Genomic DNA, 21507 nt, shown 5'->3' on the forward strand with positions numbered 1-21507 from the left:
TTTCAATTTTTTAAATTAATCCATTATATTTTCTAATAAACCACTCGATAAATAGCGAAATTGCAATTAAACCAAGTAGATATTTCCAGTCTATCAAAGATACGACATTTTTAGTGCTTTTTTGAATGATAACATATCTTGAATCTTCAACTAAATTTGATATTAATTTATCTGTTTCAGTACTAAACACAGCTGTGCCCTGGCTGTTATTAGCTAAAGCTTTAAGTTTTTCTGCGTCTGCATTTAAAAATTGCTGCTCAACATTATACTCTAAAATTTCAAAGCTGCCAGAAGCTGCAACAGCTTCGGTATTATGCTTAATTGTAAAATTGTAGGAACCAGCAGATATTCCACTTAAATCAACACTGTAGTTTCCGTTATTTAGCAATAGTGGAACTTCTCTAATGCCGTCATCATCTCTGTTCTTTAAGACTAATGTTAATGCAGCAGTACTATCAAATTCGTAATTTTTATTGAAGTATTGTGCCGAAATTATAACATCATCATTCCCATTATAAAAGGATTTATAATCAATATTGAGTCGACTTCTCTTTTTATTAGAACTTAGATATTGCACTAATTTACCTATAAAATTATCGAAATCATTGAAACTTTCAGACTCTAAAAAAGATTGCGCTCTCCATCGCCATATACCTTCACCAGATAATAGAGCGTGCTTTGTGTTACCGATTTCAAAAGTTGATAACATTGGTTGATCAGTGTCTATGCCATTTACAGATTTTGATAAAATAACGTCATTAGGCACAGAAAACTCTATAGTTCCGAATTCTGATTGCAATGGTGGGTAATCTTCAAAACTTAAATTATCTATTATAAATGTGTTGTAATTCCTGTTTAATTCTGGCTGAAAATCTTCAGACTGATTTGTTATTGTTTGCTTAAAAGCCTGTTGTAAATTATTAAGCAAACTAAAGTTTGTTGTATTGCCAGTAATGATAAAACTATTTAAATTTTCATCTGAAACCCTACTTAAAACCTCATTAAAGCTATCATTTGGTTGATAAAGTATAACTAATTGAAAATCATTAATCCTGTCAAGATACTCATTAGGTTTTAAAATCGAAACACTTCGTTGTTCATTACTTTCAATAGATTTTTTTAAAGCACCTAAATCTGGATGTAAAATATCAGAAACTAAAGCTATATTAGTTTTTTGATCGATAACTTCAACGCCAAAGTTTTTAGAATTATTTACCATGTTTTTTTCTTGATTCAGAGGTGTCAACTCTACTCTGTATGTTTTTACTCCAACTGAGTTTGCAGATAAAGTTGTTGAAATGATTTCTGAAGTTTTTTCCGCATCGAATTGTATGGGTTTTCTGAATATGACTGTACTACCAGACCAAATTTTAAGCTCAGTGTTTACAGATTCCAATCCATTGTAATTAGTTATGATTTCTACAGGAAATCTATTTTTTAAAAACACATAGCGATTAACATTAAGTTGCTTAATACTTAAATCTGTATATATTGTTGAATCGCCTAATATTACTGGATAAATAGGCTGCTTCACTAAATTTGAAACAAAACTATAATCTGTGCCATAAGTTTGATTGCCGTCACTAAGAAGAACTATTGGTGCCACTTGATTGGAATAGACCTCACCTATTTGCTTTAAGGCATTGGAAATATTAGATCGTTGATTGATAAACTGCAAGGAATCTATAGGCTGCAATGCTTTACTAAAGCTGTATGTCTCGATATTAAATCTCTTTTGAATTTCAGGATTAGTTTGAAGCTTTTTTAAAACTTCTTGTAGCTTCTCATCCTGTTCTAAATATGCTATAGATTCTGAGTTATCAGCAGCGATTACAAGTGTTGGCTTTTGATCGTAGTAGGTATTAGTTTCAAATTTTGGGTTTATAAGTAATAGAAATATGCCAAAAATTGACGCTGTTCTTAATGCTGTTAAAATGATTTTGAGTGTAGTATTAAGCTTTGACTTAAATACATATTGAAACAGCGCTAATAAAAGCGCTGTTGTTAGTGCAAGGATTATATATAAAATTGTTTCAGTATTCATTAATGAGATTCCTGCCTACGCAGGAATTTTATTATGTTAACATTCCACCATCTACATTTAAAGTTTGTCCTGTTATATAAGCACTCATATCGCTTGCAAGAAAAACACAAGCATTTGCAATATCATCAGGAGTTCCTCCCCGTTTTAACGGAATTGCAGCTCTCCAACCTTTAACAGTGTCTTCATCTAATTTTGCAGTCATTTCGGTTTCGATAAATCCTGGAGCAATCACATTACTCCTAATATTTCTCGAACCTAACTCTAATGCTACAGATTTAGAAAATCCAATGATACCTGCTTTAGAAGCTGCATAATTGGTTTGTCCTGCGTTACCTTTAACACCAACTACAGAACTCATATTAATAATTGAGCCTTTTCGCTGCTTAAGCATAGTACGTTGAACAGCCTTGGTCATATTAAATACAGACTTTAAATTTACTTCAATAACTTTATCAAAGTCTTCTTCTCCCATTCGCATAAGTAAATTATCCTTTGTAATACCTGCATTGTTTACCAATATATCTATTGAGCCAAATTCCGCCAAAACATCTTCTGCTAGTTTTTGCGCTTCATCAAAACTTGCAGCGTTACTTTGATAACCTTTTACTTTTACTCCTTTACCGTTAAGCTCTTTTTCTAGTTCATTAGCAGCTTCAACAGAAGAACTATAGGTGAATGCTACATTAGCACCATGATCAGCGAATATTTCAGCAATACCTTTACCAATACCTCTACTGGCGCCAGTAATAATAGCTGTTTTACCTTCTAATAATTTCATATTAAATATTGTTGGTTTAGTTATGTTTGTTTAGTTTGATGTCTTTCAAATATACTAATTACAAATTGCATCAAATAAAAAAACCTCACAACATTTTGTAAGGTTTTTAACAGTTTATGTAGATTCTGAATCAAGTTCAGAATGACAATATTCTTAAATTAATTATCCTAATACTTCAGCTACTTTCTTCCCTATTTCAGCTGGAGAATCTACAACGTGAATGCCACATTCTCTCATAATTTTCTTTTTTGCTTGTGCAGTATCATCACTTCCACCTACAATGGCACCAGCGTGACCCATCGTACGACCTGCAGGCGCAGTTTCACCAGCTATAAATCCAACAATAGGTTTTTTACTTCCACTTGCCTTGTACCAATTAGCAGCATCAGCTTCTAACTGACCACCTATCTCACCAATCATAACAACGGCTTCTGTATCTGGATCGTTAATTAAAAGCTCAACAGCTTCTTTAGTTGTTGTCCCAATAATTGGATCTCCACCAATACCAATTGCAGTAGTAATTCCTAAACCTTGTTTTACAACTTGATCTGCAGCTTCGTAAGTTAATGTACCTGATTTTGAAACGATACCTACTTTACCAGACTTAAAAACAAAACCTGGCATAATACCAACTTTAGCTTCGCCAGGAGTAATAACGCCTGGACAGTTTGGGCCTACTAATCTACAATCCTTATCTTTTATGTAGTCTGCTGCTTTTACCATATCAGCAACAGGAATACCCTCTGTAATCGTAATAATAACCTTTATTCCAGCATCTGCGGCTTCCATAATTGCATCTGCAGCAAACGCAGGTGGTACAAAAATAATGGTTGTATCAGCACCTACTTTTTCAACAGCTTCTGCAACTGTATTAAAAACTGGTTTTCCTAAGTGTTCTTGTCCTCCTTTTCCTGGAGTAACACCTCCTACTACATTTGTACCATACTCAATCATTTGACCAGCATGAAATGTACCTTCGCTTCCTGTAAAACCTTGAACAATGATGTTAGAATCTTTATTTACTAAAACGCTCATTTGATATTGTTATTTTTAAGTTTTTATAATTTTAGTTGCACAAAAATAAGTCTTTTGAAACGTATTTACGAACCCTTTTTATTTTTTCTATAGGGAATTATAAATCTTTTAATTTTTGAAGAATTTCAGGAATTTTTTTAATAGATGCAATCTCTTTATACTTTGATCTAAAGTCATCAGCTGGAATACCAAAATAGCTTTTATGACCTTCTAAAGACTTACTTACACCTGCTTTTGCCGAAATGACAGCCTTGGTACCTATAGTTACTCCACTAGTAATACCGACTTGTCCCCAAATTGTAACTTCGTCTTCTACAACAGTACAACCAGCAATACCTACGTGAGAAGCAATCAAACATTTTTTACCAATTACAGTATCATGGCCAATCTGAACCTGATTATCTATTTTAGTACCTTCTTTTATGGTTGTATCTCCAGTTACTCCTTTATCAATGGTACATCCAGCACCTATATCTACGTTGTTTTCTATGACAACTCTACCTCCAGAAATTAACTGATCAAATCCTTCGGGTCTCTTTTTGTAATAAAATGCGCTTGCACCCAAAACTGTATTAGCATGTATAATAACATTATCACCAATAACTGCATCGTCATAGATACTAACATTAGAATGGATAACACAATTCTTACCAATAGTTACATTGTGACCTATAAAACAGTTTGGCTGTATAATTGTTCCTTCGGCAATTGTTGCATCTTCAGCAATAGATATATTAGAAGATTTGAATGGTTTGAAATGAAGTGTGAGCTTATTAAAATCTCTAAACGGATCATCTGAAATTAAAAGCGCTTTACCTTCCGGACATTCAACCTCCTTATTGATTAATACAATGGTTGCAGCAGACTGCAATGCTTTGTCATAATATTTAGGATGATCTACAAAAACTATGTCTCCAGGTTCTACAACATGAATTTCATTCATGCCTAAAACAGGAAAATCATCAGAGCCAACGTATTCTGCACCTATTAGGTTGGCTATTTCTTTTAATGAAAATTGTCTAGGAAATTTCAAACTCTATGATTTTGAATGTGAGATTCCCGCCTAAGCAGGAATGACAATTATTCTTTAATACGTTCTTTATACGTACCCTTCTCAGTTTCTATCTTAATTTTATCACCTTCATTAATAAATAAAGGAACGTTAACAGTAGCGCCTGTTTCTACTGTAGCTGGCTTAGTTGCATTTGTTGCAGTATTACCTTTAACACCAGGCTCAGTATGGGTTACTTCTAAAATAACACTTGATGGCATATCTACTGAAAGCGGCATGTTATCCTCAGAATTAATTTGAATAGTTACAATCTCACCTTCTTTCATTAAGTCAGGTCTATCGAGAGCTCCTTCGGTTAATTGAATTTGAGAATAGTCTGCTTCGTTCATAAAATGATAATATTCACCATCATTATATAAATATTGAAACTTATGCGTTTCTACCCTTACATCGTCAATTTTGTGACCTGCAGAAAAGGTATTATCTATTACTTTACCTGTTGTAACACTTTTAAGCTTAGTTCTAACAAACGCAGGACCTTTACCAGGTTTAACGTGTAAAAATTCAATAATTTTATAAATATCGTGATTATATCTAATGCATAACCCGTTACGAATATCTGATGTACTTGCCATTATATTATTTTATTTCTTTTATTAATTTGATTTAAAGTAGCCTTTCATAATACCTCTGTGAGAATTCTTGATGAATTGAAGAATTTCATCACGCTCTGGTGTGGCTTCCATTTCGGCTTCAATAATTTCTGAAGCTTGTGTGTTATTATAATTTTTCTGATACAAGATTCTGTAAATATCCTGAATTTCTCTAATTTTCTCAGTAGTAAAACCTCTTCTTCTTAACCCAACAGAATTAATACCTACATAAGATAAAGGCTCGCGAGCAGCTTTAACGTATGGTGGTACATCTTTCCTTACTAAAGAACCACCTGTAACAAAAGCATGATTACCAACTGAAGCAAACTGATGAACAGCCACCATACCTGCTAACACTACATTATCACCAATAGTAACATGACCTGCAAGTGTTGTGTTATTTGAAAAAATACAGTAATTGCCAACAATACAATCGTGAGCAATGTGACTATAAGCCATTATTAGACAATTATTACCTATGACAGTTTTCATTTTGTCTGAAGTACCACGATTTATGGTAACACACTCTCTTATAGTAACATTATCACCAATTTCTACAGTAGTATCTTCGTCATTGTATTTTAAATCTTGTGGAATTGCAGAAATAACTGCACCTGGAAAAATATTGCAATTCTTACCAATTCTTGCTCCTTCCATGATGGTAACGTTACTACCAATCCATGTACCTTCTCCAATTTTTACATTATTATGAATTGTTGTAAATGGTTCTATAACTACATTCTTGGCAATTTTTGCACCAGGATGTACGTATGCTAAAGGTTGATTCATTTTCGGAATTTTATTTTTGATAAATAGGTGAAAATGTGTTCGCCTATCAACATATTATGAACGATTTGAAAATTAATATTCGCTCGGTTCATTTTACTTTACTTTTGAAATTTGGGCCATGAGTTCTGCCTCCGCACATAATTTACCATTGGTATATGCATAACCTTGCATGTGACAAATACCACGTCTAATAGGCGTTATAAGTTCACACTTAAAAATTAATGTGTCACCTGGCACTACTTTTTGTTTAAACTTTACATTGTCCATTTTCATGAAAAATGTTAAGTAGTTTTCTGGGTCTGGCACTGTACTTAGTACTAGAATTCCACCTGTCTGCGCCATAGCTTCTACAATTAATACACCAGGCATTACTGGTGCTCCCGGAAAATGTCCTTTGAAGAATTCCTCATTCATGGTAACATTTTTCATACCAATAACATGGTTTTCTGTAAGCTCATAAACCTTATCTAATAATAAGAAAGGTTGTCTATGTGGTAACATATTCATGATTTGATTTACATCCATTAATGGTGCAGAATTCAAATCTATTTGTGGTACGTTGTTACGTCTTTCGTTTTTTATAATCTTAGACATCTTCTTTGCAAACTGTGTATTTACAAAATGCCCAGGCTTATTTGCAATTACTTTCCCTCTAATACGAGTACCTATTAAAGCTAAATCTCCGACTACATCTAGCAGTTTGTGACGAGCAGCCTCGTTAGGATGATGCAACGTTAAATTGTCTAAGATTCCGTTTGGTTTTACGGCTATATTATCTTTCTTAAAGGCTTTGCGCAGCTTGTTCATAGTTTCTTCTGACAATTCCTTATCCACATAAACAATTGCGTTATTTAAGTCACCACCCTTTATTAAACCATGCTCTAACAACATTTCTAGTTCATGTAAGAAACTAAATGTTCTGGCATCTGCAATTTCATCTTTAAACTCTGATACAGCATTCATGGTTGCGTTTTGAGTACCCAATACCTTAGTACCAAAATCTACCATTGTAGTTACTTTATAAGAACTTGAAGGCATAAGAATAATCTCACTTCCAGTAGATTCATCAGCATAAGAAACAACTTCTTTTATGACGTATTCTTCTCTAAATGCTTCTTGCTCAACAATACCTGCTTTTTCTAAAGCTTCAACAAAAAATTTAGAAGAGCCATCCATTATTGGTGGTTCTGATGCATTTAATTCAATAACTGCATTATCTATATCCAAACCAACCAAAGCAGCCAATACATGCTCACATGTCTGAATTGTAACCCCATTTTTTTCTAAACATGTACCACGCTGTGTATTTGTTACATAATTTGCATCTGCTTCAATTTTTGGGTTCCCTTCGAGGTCAACACGCTCGAATAAAAAACCAGAATTTTCAGCACCTGGTTTAAAAATTAAAGTTACATCCGCACCTGTATGAAGTCCAACTCCTTCAAGTTTAACTTCTTTTTCAATGGTCTTTTGTTTTATTTCTGTTTTAATTATTGCCATCTACTTTCTTTTCAATTTCATTTATATTTTTAACAATCTTGGGCAGGTTTTTAAAGTACACATAAGACTTGTTGTAATCGCCATAGGTTAACGCAGGAGATCCTTGCAACACTTCATTATCCTTGACATGTCTTCCTATTCCAGATTGCGCTTGAATTTTAACATTGTTACCAATAGTAATATGACCAACAATACCTACTTGCCCACCAATCTGACAGTTTTCACCAATCTTCGTTGAGCCTGCAACACCTGTTTGCGCAGCAATGACGGTATTCTTACCAATCTCTACGTTATGCGCAATTTGTATTTGATTATCTAACTTTACACCTCTTCTTATAATCGTAGAACCTAAAGTAGCTCTATCTATCGTTGTACCTGCACCAATATCTACGAAATCTTCAAGTATAACATTACCGATTTGAGGTACTTTTGAGTATTCACCCTTTTCGTTGGGTGCAAAACCAAATCCATCTGCGCCTATAATTGCACCAGAATTAATGACACAATTATTTCCAATCACACAATCGGAATAAATTTTTGCTCCGGAAAACACTATAGTGTTATCTCCAATCACTACATTATCACCTAAATAGGAATTAGGAAATATCTTTACGTTATTTCCTATTTTTACATTGTCACCAATGTATGTAAATGCGCCTATATATATATTCTCTCCCATCTTAGCTGAATCTGATATAAAACTTGGTTGTTCTATTCCTAATTTATTCAGCTTTATTTGGTTATAGTATTCTAAGAGTTTTGTAAATGCACCATATGCATCTTCTACCTTAATGAGTGTTGTACTCAATGCTTCTTCTGGTTCAAAATCAGAATTAACAATAGTTATCGATGACTTTGTTGTATATATATAGGATTTATATTTTGGGTTCGCTAAAAACGTTAACGATCCTTTTGTTCCTTCTTCTATTTTAGCAAGTTTAGAAACTTCAATATTTGGATCACCAACGACTGTACCTTCTAAAATACCTGCGATTTGTTCTGCTGTAAACTTCAATTAATTGACTTTAAAATGATTGTTGGTTTCCGCAAAAATAGAAAAAATGTATCACATTTTCTTTTTAGGGTAACACATATAATATTTGGTGACTGGTTTACTGAGTGCTTTTAGGTTAAGTTGGTCAGAAGCTTTTACAATATCTTTTATTTTACCAGACTTTAATTGAATATTAATATGCTGTTTTTTACTCTGATAAGCCAAATTGGTGATTTCACCGCTAAAAACAAAGTAGTCTGCTTCTTCTTTTGAAATACCATATTTATTTATCAATGCTTTATTATGCATTAGCAAGTCTGAAATCTTTACTGGTTTATTCTTTATTTTAATTTTTAATAAATCTCTATCAAGAATCATTTGGCATAAATTACCAAGGACAAAATCTTTATGATTTCTCCATAACTTCATAGCTGCAACAATATCATAATCGTCAAGCTTTGCAAATATTGCCAAAGTATTATTATCAAAGCTCTTATAGGTAACTTCAGAAGTTAAAAAGTGGTTCAATGGTTCACTACAATCTAATTCCTTACCATGTTGAACTAACTCTTTGGCTCTTTTCAAAATTCTAGTTAGTAACTGCTCTGCAACAATCCCAGTTTTGTGCAAATAAACTTGCCAATACATAAAACGTCTTGCTACTAAAAACTTTTCTACACTATAAATCCCTTTTTCTTCAACAACCAATTCATCATCAACCACATTAAGCATCGTAATTAATCGCTCACTATTTATGTTTCCTTCGGCGACTCCTGTGTAAAAACTATCCCGTTTTAGATAATCTGCTCGATCCATATCTAACTGACTAGATATAAGCTGGCACATAAATTTTCGAGGATATTCACCTTTAAAAATTGAAATAGCTAACGTTAAACTTCCGTTAAACTCTTCATTGAGTTTTTCCATAAATTGCAGCGAGATTTCCTCGTGGGATATATCGTTTACAATGCTATGTTCCATTGCGTGAGAGAATGGACCATGACCAATATCATGCAATAAAATAGCTATGAGCAAGCTGTTTTCTTCGGCTTCAGAAATTGTAACTCCCTTAAAACGTAGTACATTTATAGCCTTTTGCATTAAATGCATACTTCCTAAAGCATGATGAAAACGAGTATGATGTGCACCTGGATAAACCAAATAAGACAAACCCATTTGTGTAATACGACGTAATCTTTGAAAGTATTTATGCTGAATAAGATCAAAAATTAACGAATTAGGAATCGTAATAAATCCGTAAATTGGATCGTTAAATATTTTGAGTTTATTATTAGACTTCAAACTGAATATTCATTAATTAGAAAACAAATATACATGAACAACATAAATATTCTCTGGGTAGACGACGAAATCGACTTATTAAAGCCACATATTCTCTTTTTAGAGCAAAAACAATATAAGGTAACAACTTGTCAAAGTGGTACAGAAGCTTTAGAGATTATTAATGATACTAATTTTGATATTGTTTTTTTAGACGAAAACATGCCAGGACTTACTGGTCTAGAGACTCTAAACGAAATTAAAGAGCGTCGTCCTAATCTTCCTGTAGTTATGATTACTAAAAGTGAAGAAGAATACATTATGGAAGAAGCTATTGGGAGTAAAATAGCGGATTATCTTATAAAGCCTGTTAATCCAAATCAAATTCTATTAAGCTTAAAAAAGAATTTAGATCATTCGCGCTTAGTGTCTGAAAAAACAACGTCAAATTATCAGCAAGAGTTTAGAAAAATAGCTATGGATCTATCTATGGTAAACTCTTATGAAGAATGGGCTGATTTGTATCAAAAACTGATTTATTGGGAGTTGCAACTCGAAGACATTGAAGATGTTGGCATGACTGATATTCTTGAATCTCAAAAGACGGAGGCAAATTTACAATTCGGAAAGTTTATTGAAAAGAACTATGAAGATTGGTTTCAACCCAATGCTGATGCTCCTGTAATGTCTCATACGCTATTTAGAGAAAAGGTTGTGCCAGTGTTAAGTGATAAGCAACCTACAATTATGGTGGTGATAGATAACTTACGGTACGATCAATGGAAAGCTTTTGAACCTATAGTAAATAACTACTATAAAAAAGCTTCTGAATTATCATTTTACAGTATTCTCCCAACAGCCACACAGTATGCGAGAAATGCCATATTCTCTGGTTTAATGCCTGCTGATATGGAGAAACTTTATCCTAAATACTGGAAAAACGATACTGATGAAGGTGGTAAAAATCTACATGAAGATGATTTTTTGAGAGAGCAATTAAAACGACTAGGGCTTAGCAATATTAAATACGAATACCACAAAATCACAAACTTAAAATCTGGTAAAAAACTGGTAGAAAACTTCAGGAGTTTAAAGAACAATGATTTGAGTGTTATTGTATACAATTTTGTTGATATGCTCTCCCACTCTAAAACTGAAATGGAAGTGGTAAAGGAATTAGCTTCCAATGATAAAGCGTACAGATCTTTAACACAGAGTTGGTTTAAAAACTCACCATTATTGGAAATGATTCAACTATCGCAGCAACTAGGTTTTAAATTAATTTTAACCACAGACCATGGTACTATTAATGTAAAAGCACCATCCAAAGTTATTGGCGATAGAGATACAAGTCTTAATCTTAGATATAAAACAGGTCGTAGCCTTACTTACCAAGACAAAGATGTACTTGCTGTTAAAGACCCTAAATCCGTTCATTTGCCAGCTTTAACTATGAGTAGCTCTTTTATTTTTGCAAAAGGTGACTTGTTTTTGGCCTACCCAAACAATTACAATCACTACGTAAGTTATTACAGAAATACCTATCAGCATGGTGGAGTTTCTTTAGAGGAAATGATAATTCCATTTGTGGTTTTAGACCCTAAATAAAATCTTTTAAAAGCAAATAAATCCGACGAAATACACTTTTTTCTAGGTTTTTCAATATTTTATTACTAACATTGTAGCTAATTGGTAAAACGTAAGTGTGCATAATATTGAGTTAACGTATCATTTAAATGACATTGACAATATAGCTTTAGATGTATTGAAACATTTAACCTCTAAAGTCATTTTGTTTGATGGTAAAATGGGTGCAGGCAAGACAACATTAATCAATGCTTTGTTAAAAGCTATGAAAAGTGATGATGTTGCTACGAGTCCAACATTTTCTATAGTTAACGAATATAAATTGGAAAATGATAAAATATTCCACTTTGATTTCTATAGAATAGAGTCTATTGAAGAAGCCTATAATTTTGGAATAGAAGATTACCTATACAGTGATAACTGGTTATTTATTGAGTGGCCAGACCGTATAGAAGAATTATTGCCAGAAAACACACAAACAATTGCTATTACTAAGATAGATAACAACACAAGATCCCTCAAATTAACTATAAATAAAAAACTTTTAACCGAAAATAACGCTATGACAGAACCGAAATTTTAAAAATTTCAACTAACATTTTTCTGAAAGAGTTATGGAGTTACGGAAAAACCGTAATTAAAAACTCATAATTTCTTGGATTTTAACATCAATTGATTTTCACAAGGGTGACAACCACCATAAGTTTGTAGTAATTAATTAATTAAAATCCCTTAAATTATGAAAGCTAAAAAACTAGTATTAGCAATTGCTATCTTCGGAGGAATGTTATTCACTGTTCAAGCAACTAACATTATTGATCTAGATGGACAAGCTACAACACAAGTCGACAAAAGTAAAATCAAGAAACCTAGGCACGGATAAAAGAGCTTATAATCGTAAGATTTTAATTGGGAGTATCATAGCTACTTTAGTAGCTGGTACTCCTTTTGTTTTTTATATGCATGAGTATGTTCCCGACACAAAAGAATGGGACACCATCTTTGGTGTATATAATAGCAAACTTTATGAAAGTGCAAACGTTGCAATGTGGGTTTTAATGATGAAAATAATACCGTTAATATTAACACTCATTTGGTTTTTCACTTGTAAACATTGGTGGTATCATGCACTTTTAGTTCCTATTGTTATGTTTTCATTTCAAATTGCAAGTGCGATTAAATCTGATACAGAGCCAATGGACGAATCATCTCATATTGTTTACCTACTACCAATAATGGCAATAGTGTTTCCTTCAATTTATCTAATAAGAGCAAAAATGTTTAATAAGGTTAATGACCACGATAAAACTATGGAGGAGCTCGAAGAAGAGTTCATGATTAAGCCAAAGACATTTTGGGGCAAGGTGAAGCAGTATTTTTAGCTATTACTTTAATTCATTAAAATTTAATTTATATTTTAAAAGTTAGATAAATTAGTAATGCAAGATTGTGTTTTTATTATCTTGCAACAACTAAGTCAATTACTAACTTAATGAGTAGATCTTTATCACCATTTACAAAGGCCCAATTATTACCACAGGAAGAAACTTTAGAAGTTTTTAAACAAAAAGGAGAACTATTTATTGGTATTCCTAAAGAAACACATTTTCAAGAAAGTCGTGTTTGTCTTACACCAGATGCAGTTTCTGCATTAACAGCGAATGGACATCGCGTTTTATTTGAGTCTGGTGCTGGTGAAGGCGCCAATTTTAAAGACAAGGATTACAGTGAAGCTGGTGCGGAAGTTACCAAAGATACAGCAAAAGTATACTCCTGTCCTATGGTTTTAAAAGTTGAACCGCCATCATTAGATGAAATTGCGCTGATTAATCCACAGACCATATTAATTTCTGCATTACAAATAAAAACTCAAAGTAAAGCTTACTTTGAAGCCTTGGCCAAAAAACGAATCACAGCACTAGCATTTGAATATATAAAAGACGAAGATGGAGCCTATCCTGCTGTGCGTTCTCTTAGTGAAATTGCAGGTACTGCGTCAATACTTATCGCCTCAGAGTTATTGTCTAACGTTAACGGTGGTAACGGATTAATGATGGGAAACATCAATGGTGTACCACCAACTGAGGTTCTTATACTTGGTGCTGGTACTGTTGGTGAATTTGCCGCACGTTCTGCTATTGGACTAGGTGCAAATGTCAAAATTTTTGACAGTTCAATAACCAAATTACGTTGCTTACAAAACAATCTAGGTAGATCTGTCTACACATCTACTATGCAGCCAAAGAATTTACTAAAAGCATTAAAACGATGCGATGTTGCTATTGGTGCTGTTAGAGGCACTAATCGTTCGCCTGTTGTGGTTACAGAGATAATGGTAGAGCATATGAAACCTGGCTCAGTGGTTATAGATGTAAGTATTGATATGGGAGGTTGTTTTGAAACCAGTGAAGTTACAACACACGATCATCCTACGTTTGAGCACAATGGTGTAATACACTATTGTGTACCTAATATACCTGCTAGATATTCAAGAACTGCTTCTGTCTCTATAAGTAATATTTTCACCCCTTACCTACTTCAAATTGGTGAACACGGTGGACTAGAAAATGCTTTGCGTTTTGATAGAGGATTAAAAAATGGGTTGTATTTTTACCATGGTATTTTAACCAACAGATCTGTTGCAGAATGGTTCGGATTAGATTATAATGATGCCAACCTGTTAATTTTTTAATTTACCCTATTACATGAAATTTACTCAGCGCCTAGCATATTATCTAGGAGGTTTTACTATAGGTCTTATAATATTAATGTTCTTTCTTAATGGTAAAGACGCGTCTTGTGATTATGGACCTAACGCAAGAACAACAAAAAATATAAGTTCTAAAACGATTCAATACTCAATTGAGGTTTCAAATTTTGTAACTGATCATTCCATAGACTCATCAACAGTTATAAACCTTATTAAATATGGAAATGTGGATTTTTCTAAGAGTAATACTAAACTAGATTCTTGTAAGATCTACCATATAGATAATATATACAAAGACAAAGACATTGCGCTTAGTATTGAAAATTGTGATTCCATAGCTAAAATATTAGTTATGAGTTACATTAACGAATAAAATTATAGTTTCATAGTATAAATATATAATCTAAATATATAATTCTAATATTTGGATTCTTAACTTAAATCTACCAAAAAAATGAAAATACTTGTAACTGGTGCTGCAGGATTCATTGGCTTTTTTACATCAAAAGTACTATTAGAAAAAGGACATGAAGTTGTAGGCCTAGACAACATAAATGACTATTATGATGTTAATCTGAAATTTTCAAGATTAGGAGAATTAGGAATTAACAAAAGTGACGCTGAAAATTTCAATAATTTATGTAAAAGTACAAATGATAAATTTTCGTTTGTAAGAATGAATCTTGAAGATCGAGAAGCATTACCAAAACTTTTTGAACAAGAAAAATTTGATGTGGTGTGTAACCTAGCTGCACAAGCTGGTGTTAGATATAGCCTTGAGAACCCGGAAACTTATATAGACTCTAACCTAGTTGGTTTTTTGAATATTCTTGAGTGTTGTAGACACAATGACATTAAGCATTTAGTATATGCAAGTAGTTCTAGTGTTTATGGATTAAACGAAAAAATACCATTTTCAACAGACGATAATGTTGATCACCCGATAAGTTTGTATGCTGCCACAAAGAAGAGTAACGAATTAATGGCTCACACATACAGTCATTTATTTAATATTCCTACCACTGGTTTGAGATTTTTTACTGTTTATGGTCCTTGGGGAAGACCAGATATGGCAATGTTCTTATTTACAGATGCAATTGTAAACGATAGACCTATTAAGGTATTTAACCATGGAAAAATGGAGCGTGATTTTACCTATATTGACGATATTGTTGAAGGTGTTGTTCGCATTTGTGAAAAACCAGCACAAGAACGTATTGATAACAAGGCTTTGTATAAAGTTTACAATATTGGCAATAATGATTCAGTAAAACTATTAGATTTCATAAAAGAAATAGAATCTAATCTAGGTAAAGAAGCTGATAAGAATATGATGCCAATACAACCAGGTGATGTAGAAAAAACCTGGGCAGATGTTAACCAACTTATCAAAGATTATGATTACAGACCTAACACCTCTATAAAAGAAGGGGTTAAGTCTTTTGTAAATTGGTATAAATCATATTACAACAAATAATATAACGATCCAAAAACAATATGATATACACTTCCATTTTAATTAAACGGAGTTTATCGTAAAAACCAGTCGTTGATATATTAATTTGTAGATAATTAAATAATTCTCACACTTTTGTGACGCTAAATAAATTAACCCGAGTCAAACACATAAATTTAAAAATGAAAATTTCAAAAATTTGCTGTATTGGAGCTGGATATGTAGGTGGACCTACTATGGCCGTAATTGCTAAAATGAATCCAAATATACAAGTTACCATCGTAGACATTAATGCAGAACGAATAGCTGCATGGAATGACGAAGATGTTTCAAAATTACCAATATATGAACCTGGATTAGCTGAAATAGTTGCCGAAACCAGAGGGAAAAACCTACACTTCTCTACAGAAATAGATAAAGCCATCGATGAATCTGAAATGATTTTTATTTCAGTTAACACTCCAACCAAAACGTATGGTAAAGGAAAAGGCATGGCCGCTGATTTAAAATACGTAGAGTTATGCGCCAGAAACATTGCAGATGTAGCTAAAACGGATAAGATAGTAGTAGAAAAATCTACACTTCCTGTTAGAACAGCTCAGGCCATTAAGAGTATCCTACACAATACAGGAAGTAGCGTAAAGTTTGACATTTTATCTAATCCTGAATTCTTAGCAGAGGGTACAGCTATTCAAGATTTATTAAATCCAGATCGTGTTTTAATTGGTGGTGAATCTGAAGATGCAATAGAGGCTTTAGCTAATATTTACGGTAGTTGGGTACCTCAAGATCAAATTCTAAGAACTAATGTTTGGTCTTCAGAATTATCTAAATTAACTGCTAATGCATTTTTAGCGCAACGTATCTCTTCAATTAATGCTATTTCAGAACTTTGTGAAAGAACTGAAGCAGATGTAAGCGAAGTTGCTAGGGCTATTGGAATGGACTCTAGAATTGGTTCTAAATTCTTAAATGCTTCAATTGGTTTTGGTGGATCATGCTTTCAAAAAGACATATTAAATTTAGTATATATAGCAAGAAGTTATGGATTAAATGAAGTTGCTGACTATTGGGAACAAGTAATTATACTAAACGATCATCAAAAAAGAAGATTCTCTGATAACTTAATAAGCACATTATATAATACAGTATCTGGTAAAAAAATTGCTATGCTTGGTTGGGCATTTAAGAAAGATACAAACGACACAAGAGAATCTGCAGCAATCTATGTAGCTGATCATTTATTAAGTGAGCAAGCTAATATTGCAGTTTATGACCCAAAAGTACCAAGTAAAAAAGTTTATGCAGATTTAAACTATTTACAAACACGTTCAGAAGAAGAAAACAAAACATTAGTAGAAACTTTTGAAGACCCTTATGAGGCTGTTAAAGATGCACATGCAATCGCCATAATGACGGAATGGGACGAATTTAAAAGCTACGATTGGAAAAAGATTTTTGACCTTATGAAAAAACCAGCTTTTATTTTTGATGGCAGAAACATCTTAAATCCAGAAGAAATGGCTGAAATTGGGTTTGAATATTCGTCTATTGGAAAGTAATAAAAAAGAAATCCGATGCTGAAATTAACTTAAATACTCAGCATTGGATTTTTTAATTTATAAAGCGACTTCTTTATCGGACTATGAGCCTTTTAAATAACTCTTGTTCAATGTCAGCTAATTTTATTAAATAAATACCTGGTCTAAAACTACTTACATCTACTCTTGTAGTAGTAGAAACACTTAAACTCTCATTTTCAACACTTTTTTGATAAATAAGCTTTCCAGTCAAATCATATATGTAAAAACCTGTTAATTGATCATTTCCTGAAAGTTTGATATCTACATAGTCGCTAGCAGGATTAGGATAAACCAAAAACTCAAATTCTAAAGCAGACCCATCTACAGGTTCATCAATAACGACTTCATCATCGTCACAATTATCATCAACAAAAACGGTTACGGTGTCTTCATCGAAATCTAAAGCATTGAAAACAGTCACAGTATATTCCGTTGTCTCAGTTGGTGATACTTGTATAGACTGTGTCGTTTCTCCTGTACTCCAAACATATTCATCACCACCAGTTGCTGTTAATGTTACTATATCACCTAAACATATCTCTTGATCTTCACCAGCATAAGCTTCAACCTCTGGTATAACATTGACTGTTACTTGTTTCTCATCATAACAATCACCTATGTAACCTCTTACCTCATAAGTTGTTGTTTGAGAAGGACTAACAGCAATATTTGGTTGTGTCGCACCATTATTCCATTCGTAGGTATTTGCGCCAGATGCAGATAACGTAACAAAATCACCACTCATGATGTTTACACTATCACCATTTAGAATTACAACATCTGGATTAGGATTAACAAAAACAGTAACATCGTCAGTATCTTCTTGTATCCCTGAAGAGACCGTTACCGTATAAGTGGTTGTTGACAAAGGGCTCACAACAATACTTTGTGTTGTTTCGCCAGTACTCCATAAATAACTATCTCCTGGACTAGATGTTAATACTACTTCATAACCTGAATTTTCACAAACATTCTCGTCTTGCCCAGCAGATACCACTAAAACCTCTTCTACTGTGACAGTTACCTGTGCTTCGGCTGTACATGTTGCATTTGTTCCTAAAACGGTATAAGTAGTAGTGGTATTGGGCGTTACAACAATTGTATCACTTACTTCACCAGTACTCCATAGGTATGTATCTGCACCAAAAACAGTCAATTGTACACTTTCACCTTCAACAATAGATAAATCTTCAGTTATCGTTAATGTTGGTAAGCTATTAACCGTTACAGCCACCTCATCTGTACTTGAACAACCATTAGAAATTACTTCAACGGTATAAGTAGTATCTACACTTGGTGTTACTGAGATTGAAGCTGTGGTTTCACCTGTACTCCACAAGTATTCATCTCCACCACTAGCAGTAAGTATTGCAGAATCACCTTCACAGATTGTTTGGTCTTCGCCGGCTTCAGCTATAGGTAAGTCATTGACGATTACAGTAACAGAGTCGTCGTCGCTATTTCCAAAACCATCAAAAGCAGTAACCGTGTATGTAGTTGTAACCGTTGGACTAACTTCTATTGAAGTTGTGGTTTCACCATTACTCCATAAATAAGTTTGCCCACCAGATGCAGAGAGTGTAACGGATTCCCCTTGGCAAATAGTTTGATCTGATCCAGCGTTCGCAGCGAACGCTCCTGGCAAAACCGTTATCTGATTACTTCTAAGAAAACGGTTTGGTATTTCACCTTCTGCAAACTGCGTATATCTTGCTTCGATTTGAAAAGTTTGATTTATCGATGTATCTAATCCTGTAATTGTTCTTGTATAATTTGTAGCAGTAGCATTATCGTTTTGATCGACTTCATTTATTATCGTATCGAATCCACCTTGTGGTTCTAAACTACCTGTATCTAATTCAAATGTTAAAATATAATCATCACCACTAAGAATAGCACTTACCAGTACTGGAGGTAATGGTAATAATAATGACTCAACGGTTATAGTTGAACTATCGGTAAAGCCACCATCATTGGACGTGAAAGTTATATCAACTACCCCTTCTGAGATTGCTGTTACAAGACCAGTATTTTCATCAACTGTTGCAATAGCATCATCAGAACTTGACCAGAAGCCCGTTTGATCAGTGGCATTGTTAGGTAGAATCTCAACATTTAAAGTAAGCGTCTCATTAACGTTAGTAGCAACTGTTTCTGGAGTTACCAAAACACTAGTAACATTAACTTCTGGGCTAACATTTACTATTCTTGTAGTCTCTTCAGCAGCATTACCTTCACTGTCATTTACATTATATGTTATAACATAGGTACCAATACTAGTAGTATCAACGGCGTCACCACCAACAACTATACTTGAAGTAATATCACCATCCTGTGGGTCAAAGGCAGTAGCACCTTCATCAGTGTAAGCACCACTATTTACAATAACATCAACGACTTCATCACCTAATAAAATAATTTCAGGCTCTTCAACTGGAACAATTGCCCCATCTACTTGATTTAAAAATACTTCTAAATTAGTATAACCTGCATCTAAATCATTACCATTATTATCTGCTACATTTGGGTTTAAACCATTTGCGGTTTCCCAAGTATCTGGCATACCATCGTTATCAGTATCATATCCAGTAGGTCTAGTGTTTGCAGGCAATGTAGGATGTGGTATACTGCTTATGTCATCAAAAAAAGATCCATTGTAAGTATCATTAATAATCATATTTAAATCTCCTGTATCCTTAGAATCTCTGTATACATTTATAGAACCGTCTGCATTTAGTGTTTTATAAGCACCTAGATCACCATTTACAACAATATTATTGTAAGCATCGTTTGCACTCTCTATTGTAAAGGTTTCACCAATTAAAGGAAATTGAGTACTTGTAAAAAACTGATCACCTACAGGTGTATTAGGTACGTATGGAGCATCACTTGCTGTAAAATAAACCCACATGTCTCTATCATCACTTTGGGGTGTCTCTCTTTGACCTGTCACTATGTTCCCAGAAGTATAGATTAAAGGATTTTTATCAATTCTTGCTTGAAGCTTTTGTAAAGTATTAGCAGATATAACTCCATCACCATACCATGCGTTGCTTCTAAGTCCACCTACTGAAGGTTTATAATAATTATTCATTACATTATAAGTTCCTTCATGAGTAATTCTTATTAATCTGGTTCTCCAGTTATACACTACATTATTGATAATATCGTATTGTCCATTACCTTTAGGATTAGGAAATCTGTGCGAAATACCACTGTAAACATTATTTATAAAAGTAAAATCGCCTCCAACTTCATCAACTCCTAGAATACTTCCTGTTTTACTATCTTGGAAAAAACAGTTTTGAATCGTAACATTCCCCATTACTCCAGAAGTATTTCCCCAAGTAGCTGATTGATCCATTCCGTGGCTAAACGTACAATGGTCAAAAATTATATCAGTACCACCCAAATATTTAAAACTATCAGGTAAATATTGACTAGTACCGACTTGAATAACAATACCTTCATTTCTAAATCTAACATATCGTACTATGACATTATCAACATCTTGAAACATTAAATATGAAGTTTTAATAGTAATTCCACCCTCTGGTGCTGTTTGACCTGCAATAGTCATATCGTCATAATTACTACCATTTATTATTACCGCAAAAGCTCCTTCTTGTGTGGCATCAATTTCACCACTAACGTCAAAAACTATAGTTCTTGGTCCTTGAGTTTGAATGGCTTCTTTAAGTCCTCCTGGCGCATCCCAGTCTAATGTTGTTACATGTATTACTTGTCCGCCACGACCACCAGTTGCATAGGCACCTGCACCTTTAGCAGATGGAAATGCTAATTGTTGGGCAAAAGTATTTTGAAGACTAAATATTAATAAAATAAAAAGGAGTGTGAAATTTAATTCACATAAGGTTCTTGCTCTTAGTTCTTTCATTTTGGGGGCAATTTAAAATCTAAGTAGGTTTATTATAAATCCAAATATATTTAACAGAATAAGATTTGACGTCAAAAAGCCAAACAATTCGATAAAAAGGGTATATTTGTAAGTATAAACCTACCAATGTGCTATTAATCTAATTTATTTGCACAATATACGACCAGAAGTAGGTTGTTGGACGTCA

At 33.4% G+C, this 21507-nt stretch carries 17 protein-coding genes; 7 read left to right on the top strand and 10 right to left on the bottom strand.

Translation table 11 applies throughout. The features are described from left to right. Positions 1-10: 10 nt before the first annotated feature. The 9 genes from FC091_RS09445 to FC091_RS09485 all read right to left on the bottom strand — a co-directional run bounded on the left by FC091_RS09445 (position 11) and on the right by FC091_RS09485 (position 10107). Positions 11-2044 carry a VWA domain-containing protein gene (locus FC091_RS09445; protein ID WP_138434029.1) on the bottom strand — a complete coding sequence of 678 codons (2034 nt, stop codon included), beginning with the start codon at positions 2042-2044 and terminating at the stop codon, positions 11-13. A gap of 31 nt (positions 2045-2075) precedes the next feature. After that, on the bottom strand, positions 2076-2822 hold the full coding sequence (gene fabG, locus FC091_RS09450; protein WP_138434030.1) for a 3-oxoacyl-[acyl-carrier-protein] reductase: 747 nt from the start codon (positions 2820-2822) through the stop codon (positions 2076-2078). A 162-nt stretch (positions 2823-2984) separates the two neighbouring features. After that, positions 2985-3857, bottom strand: a complete 873-nt coding sequence (sucD, locus tag FC091_RS09455) for a succinate--CoA ligase subunit alpha (RefSeq protein WP_138434031.1) — start codon at positions 3855-3857, stop codon at positions 2985-2987. Between the two features lie 97 nt (positions 3858-3954). Further along, a complete protein-coding gene (locus FC091_RS09460) occupies positions 3955-4890 on the bottom strand; it encodes a UDP-3-O-(3-hydroxymyristoyl)glucosamine N-acyltransferase (RefSeq protein WP_138434032.1) in 936 nt (311 codons plus the stop codon). A 47-nt stretch (positions 4891-4937) separates the two neighbouring features. Next, entirely contained in the window at positions 4938-5504 is a 567-nt protein-coding gene (gene efp, locus FC091_RS09465; RefSeq protein ID WP_138434033.1) for an elongation factor P, read from the bottom strand. A 21-nt stretch (positions 5505-5525) separates the two neighbouring features. After that, the gene (gene lpxA, locus FC091_RS09470) at positions 5526-6311 is read right to left on the bottom strand and encodes an acyl-ACP--UDP-N-acetylglucosamine O-acyltransferase (protein WP_138434034.1); all 786 of its coding nucleotides are present in this window, start codon (positions 6309-6311) and stop codon (positions 5526-5528) included. A gap of 93 nt (positions 6312-6404) precedes the next feature. Continuing rightward, on the bottom strand, positions 6405-7811 hold the full coding sequence (locus FC091_RS09475) for a bifunctional UDP-3-O-[3-hydroxymyristoyl] N-acetylglucosamine deacetylase/3-hydroxyacyl-ACP dehydratase (RefSeq protein WP_138434035.1): 1407 nt from the start codon (positions 7809-7811) through the stop codon (positions 6405-6407). Beyond that, positions 7798-8826, bottom strand: a complete 1029-nt coding sequence (gene lpxD, locus FC091_RS09480) for a UDP-3-O-(3-hydroxymyristoyl)glucosamine N-acyltransferase (RefSeq protein ID WP_138434036.1) — start codon at positions 8824-8826, stop codon at positions 7798-7800. Before lpxD ends, FC091_RS09475 begins: the two co-directional genes overlap by 14 nt. Before the next feature lie 51 nt (positions 8827-8877). Next, on the bottom strand, positions 8878-10107 hold the full coding sequence (locus tag FC091_RS09485) for an HD domain-containing protein (protein ID WP_138434037.1): 1230 nt from the start codon (positions 10105-10107) through the stop codon (positions 8878-8880). A 33-nt stretch (positions 10108-10140) separates the two neighbouring features. Between FC091_RS09485 and porX the strand changes: the two genes are divergently transcribed. The 7 genes from porX (at position 10141) to FC091_RS09520 (ending at position 17401) form a co-directional block, all read left to right on the top strand. Beyond that, positions 10141-11694: a T9SS response regulator signal transducer PorX gene (porX, locus tag FC091_RS09490; protein ID WP_138434038.1), complete on the top strand. Its 1554-nt coding sequence runs from the start codon at positions 10141-10143 to the stop codon at positions 11692-11694. A gap of 97 nt (positions 11695-11791) precedes the next feature. Then, positions 11792-12256, top strand: a complete 465-nt coding sequence (gene tsaE, locus FC091_RS09495; RefSeq protein ID WP_317128739.1) for a tRNA (adenosine(37)-N6)-threonylcarbamoyltransferase complex ATPase subunit type 1 TsaE — start codon at positions 11792-11794, stop codon at positions 12254-12256. Positions 12257-12497: 241 nt separating this feature from the next. Beyond that, the gene (locus FC091_RS09500; protein WP_138434039.1) at positions 12498-13055 is read left to right on the top strand and encodes a hypothetical protein; all 558 of its coding nucleotides are present in this window, start codon (positions 12498-12500) and stop codon (positions 13053-13055) included. A gap of 110 nt (positions 13056-13165) precedes the next feature. Beyond that, entirely contained in the window at positions 13166-14365 is a 1200-nt protein-coding gene (locus tag FC091_RS09505; RefSeq protein WP_138434040.1) for an alanine dehydrogenase, read from the top strand. A 13-nt stretch (positions 14366-14378) separates the two neighbouring features. Then, positions 14379-14756: a hypothetical protein gene (locus tag FC091_RS09510; RefSeq protein ID WP_138434041.1), complete on the top strand. Its 378-nt coding sequence runs from the start codon at positions 14379-14381 to the stop codon at positions 14754-14756. A gap of 81 nt (positions 14757-14837) precedes the next feature. After that, positions 14838-15860 (top strand): NAD-dependent epimerase, encoded by a 1023-nt coding sequence (locus FC091_RS09515; RefSeq protein ID WP_138434042.1) that lies wholly within the window; start codon positions 14838-14840, stop codon positions 15858-15860. A gap of 161 nt (positions 15861-16021) precedes the next feature. Beyond that, positions 16022-17401: a nucleotide sugar dehydrogenase gene (locus tag FC091_RS09520; RefSeq protein ID WP_138434043.1), complete on the top strand. Its 1380-nt coding sequence runs from the start codon at positions 16022-16024 to the stop codon at positions 17399-17401. Between the two features lie 73 nt (positions 17402-17474). Here the strand turns inward: FC091_RS09520 and FC091_RS09525 are convergent, their stop codons facing one another. Continuing rightward, complete coding sequence (locus FC091_RS09525; protein WP_138434044.1) at positions 17475-21320, bottom strand: Ig-like domain-containing protein; 3846 nt, start codon at positions 21318-21320, stop codon at positions 17475-17477. Positions 21321-21507 lie beyond the last annotated feature (187 nt).

It is taken from the genome of Winogradskyella algicola, assembly GCF_005869935.1.
Taxonomy (GTDB): domain Bacteria; phylum Bacteroidota; class Bacteroidia; order Flavobacteriales; family Flavobacteriaceae; genus Winogradskyella; species Winogradskyella algicola.

Excerpts from the sequence above, each read along its gene's own strand:
- FC091_RS09445 (WP_138434029.1), bottom strand. The coding sequence starts at position 2,044 with ATGAATACTGAAACAATTTTATATATAATCCTTGCACTAACAACAGCG.
- fabG (WP_138434030.1), bottom strand. The coding sequence starts at position 2,822 with ATGAAATTATTAGAAGGTAAAACAGCTATTATTACTGGCGCCAGTAGA.
- sucD (WP_138434031.1), bottom strand. The coding sequence starts at position 3,857 with ATGAGCGTTTTAGTAAATAAAGATTCTAACATCATTGTTCAAGGTTTT.
- efp (WP_138434033.1), bottom strand. The coding sequence starts at position 5,504 with ATGGCAAGTACATCAGATATTCGTAACGGGTTATGCATTAGATATAAT.
- lpxA (WP_138434034.1), bottom strand. The coding sequence starts at position 6,311 with ATGAATCAACCTTTAGCATACGTACATCCTGGTGCAAAAATTGCCAAG.
- FC091_RS09475 (WP_138434035.1), bottom strand. The coding sequence starts at position 7,811 with ATGGCAATAATTAAAACAGAAATAAAACAAAAGACCATTGAAAAAGAA.
- porX (WP_138434038.1), top strand. The coding sequence starts at position 10,141 with ATGAACAACATAAATATTCTCTGGGTAGACGACGAAATCGACTTATTA.
- FC091_RS09500 (WP_138434039.1), top strand. The coding sequence starts at position 12,498 with ATGGACAAGCTACAACACAAGTCGACAAAAGTAAAATCAAGAAACCTA.
- FC091_RS09505 (WP_138434040.1), top strand. The coding sequence starts at position 13,166 with ATGAGTAGATCTTTATCACCATTTACAAAGGCCCAATTATTACCACAG.
- FC091_RS09510 (WP_138434041.1), top strand. The coding sequence starts at position 14,379 with ATGAAATTTACTCAGCGCCTAGCATATTATCTAGGAGGTTTTACTATA.
- FC091_RS09515 (WP_138434042.1), top strand. The coding sequence starts at position 14,838 with ATGAAAATACTTGTAACTGGTGCTGCAGGATTCATTGGCTTTTTTACA.
- FC091_RS09520 (WP_138434043.1), top strand. The coding sequence starts at position 16,022 with ATGAAAATTTCAAAAATTTGCTGTATTGGAGCTGGATATGTAGGTGGA.
- FC091_RS09525 (WP_138434044.1), bottom strand. The coding sequence starts at position 21,320 with ATGAAAGAACTAAGAGCAAGAACCTTATGTGAATTAAATTTCACACTC.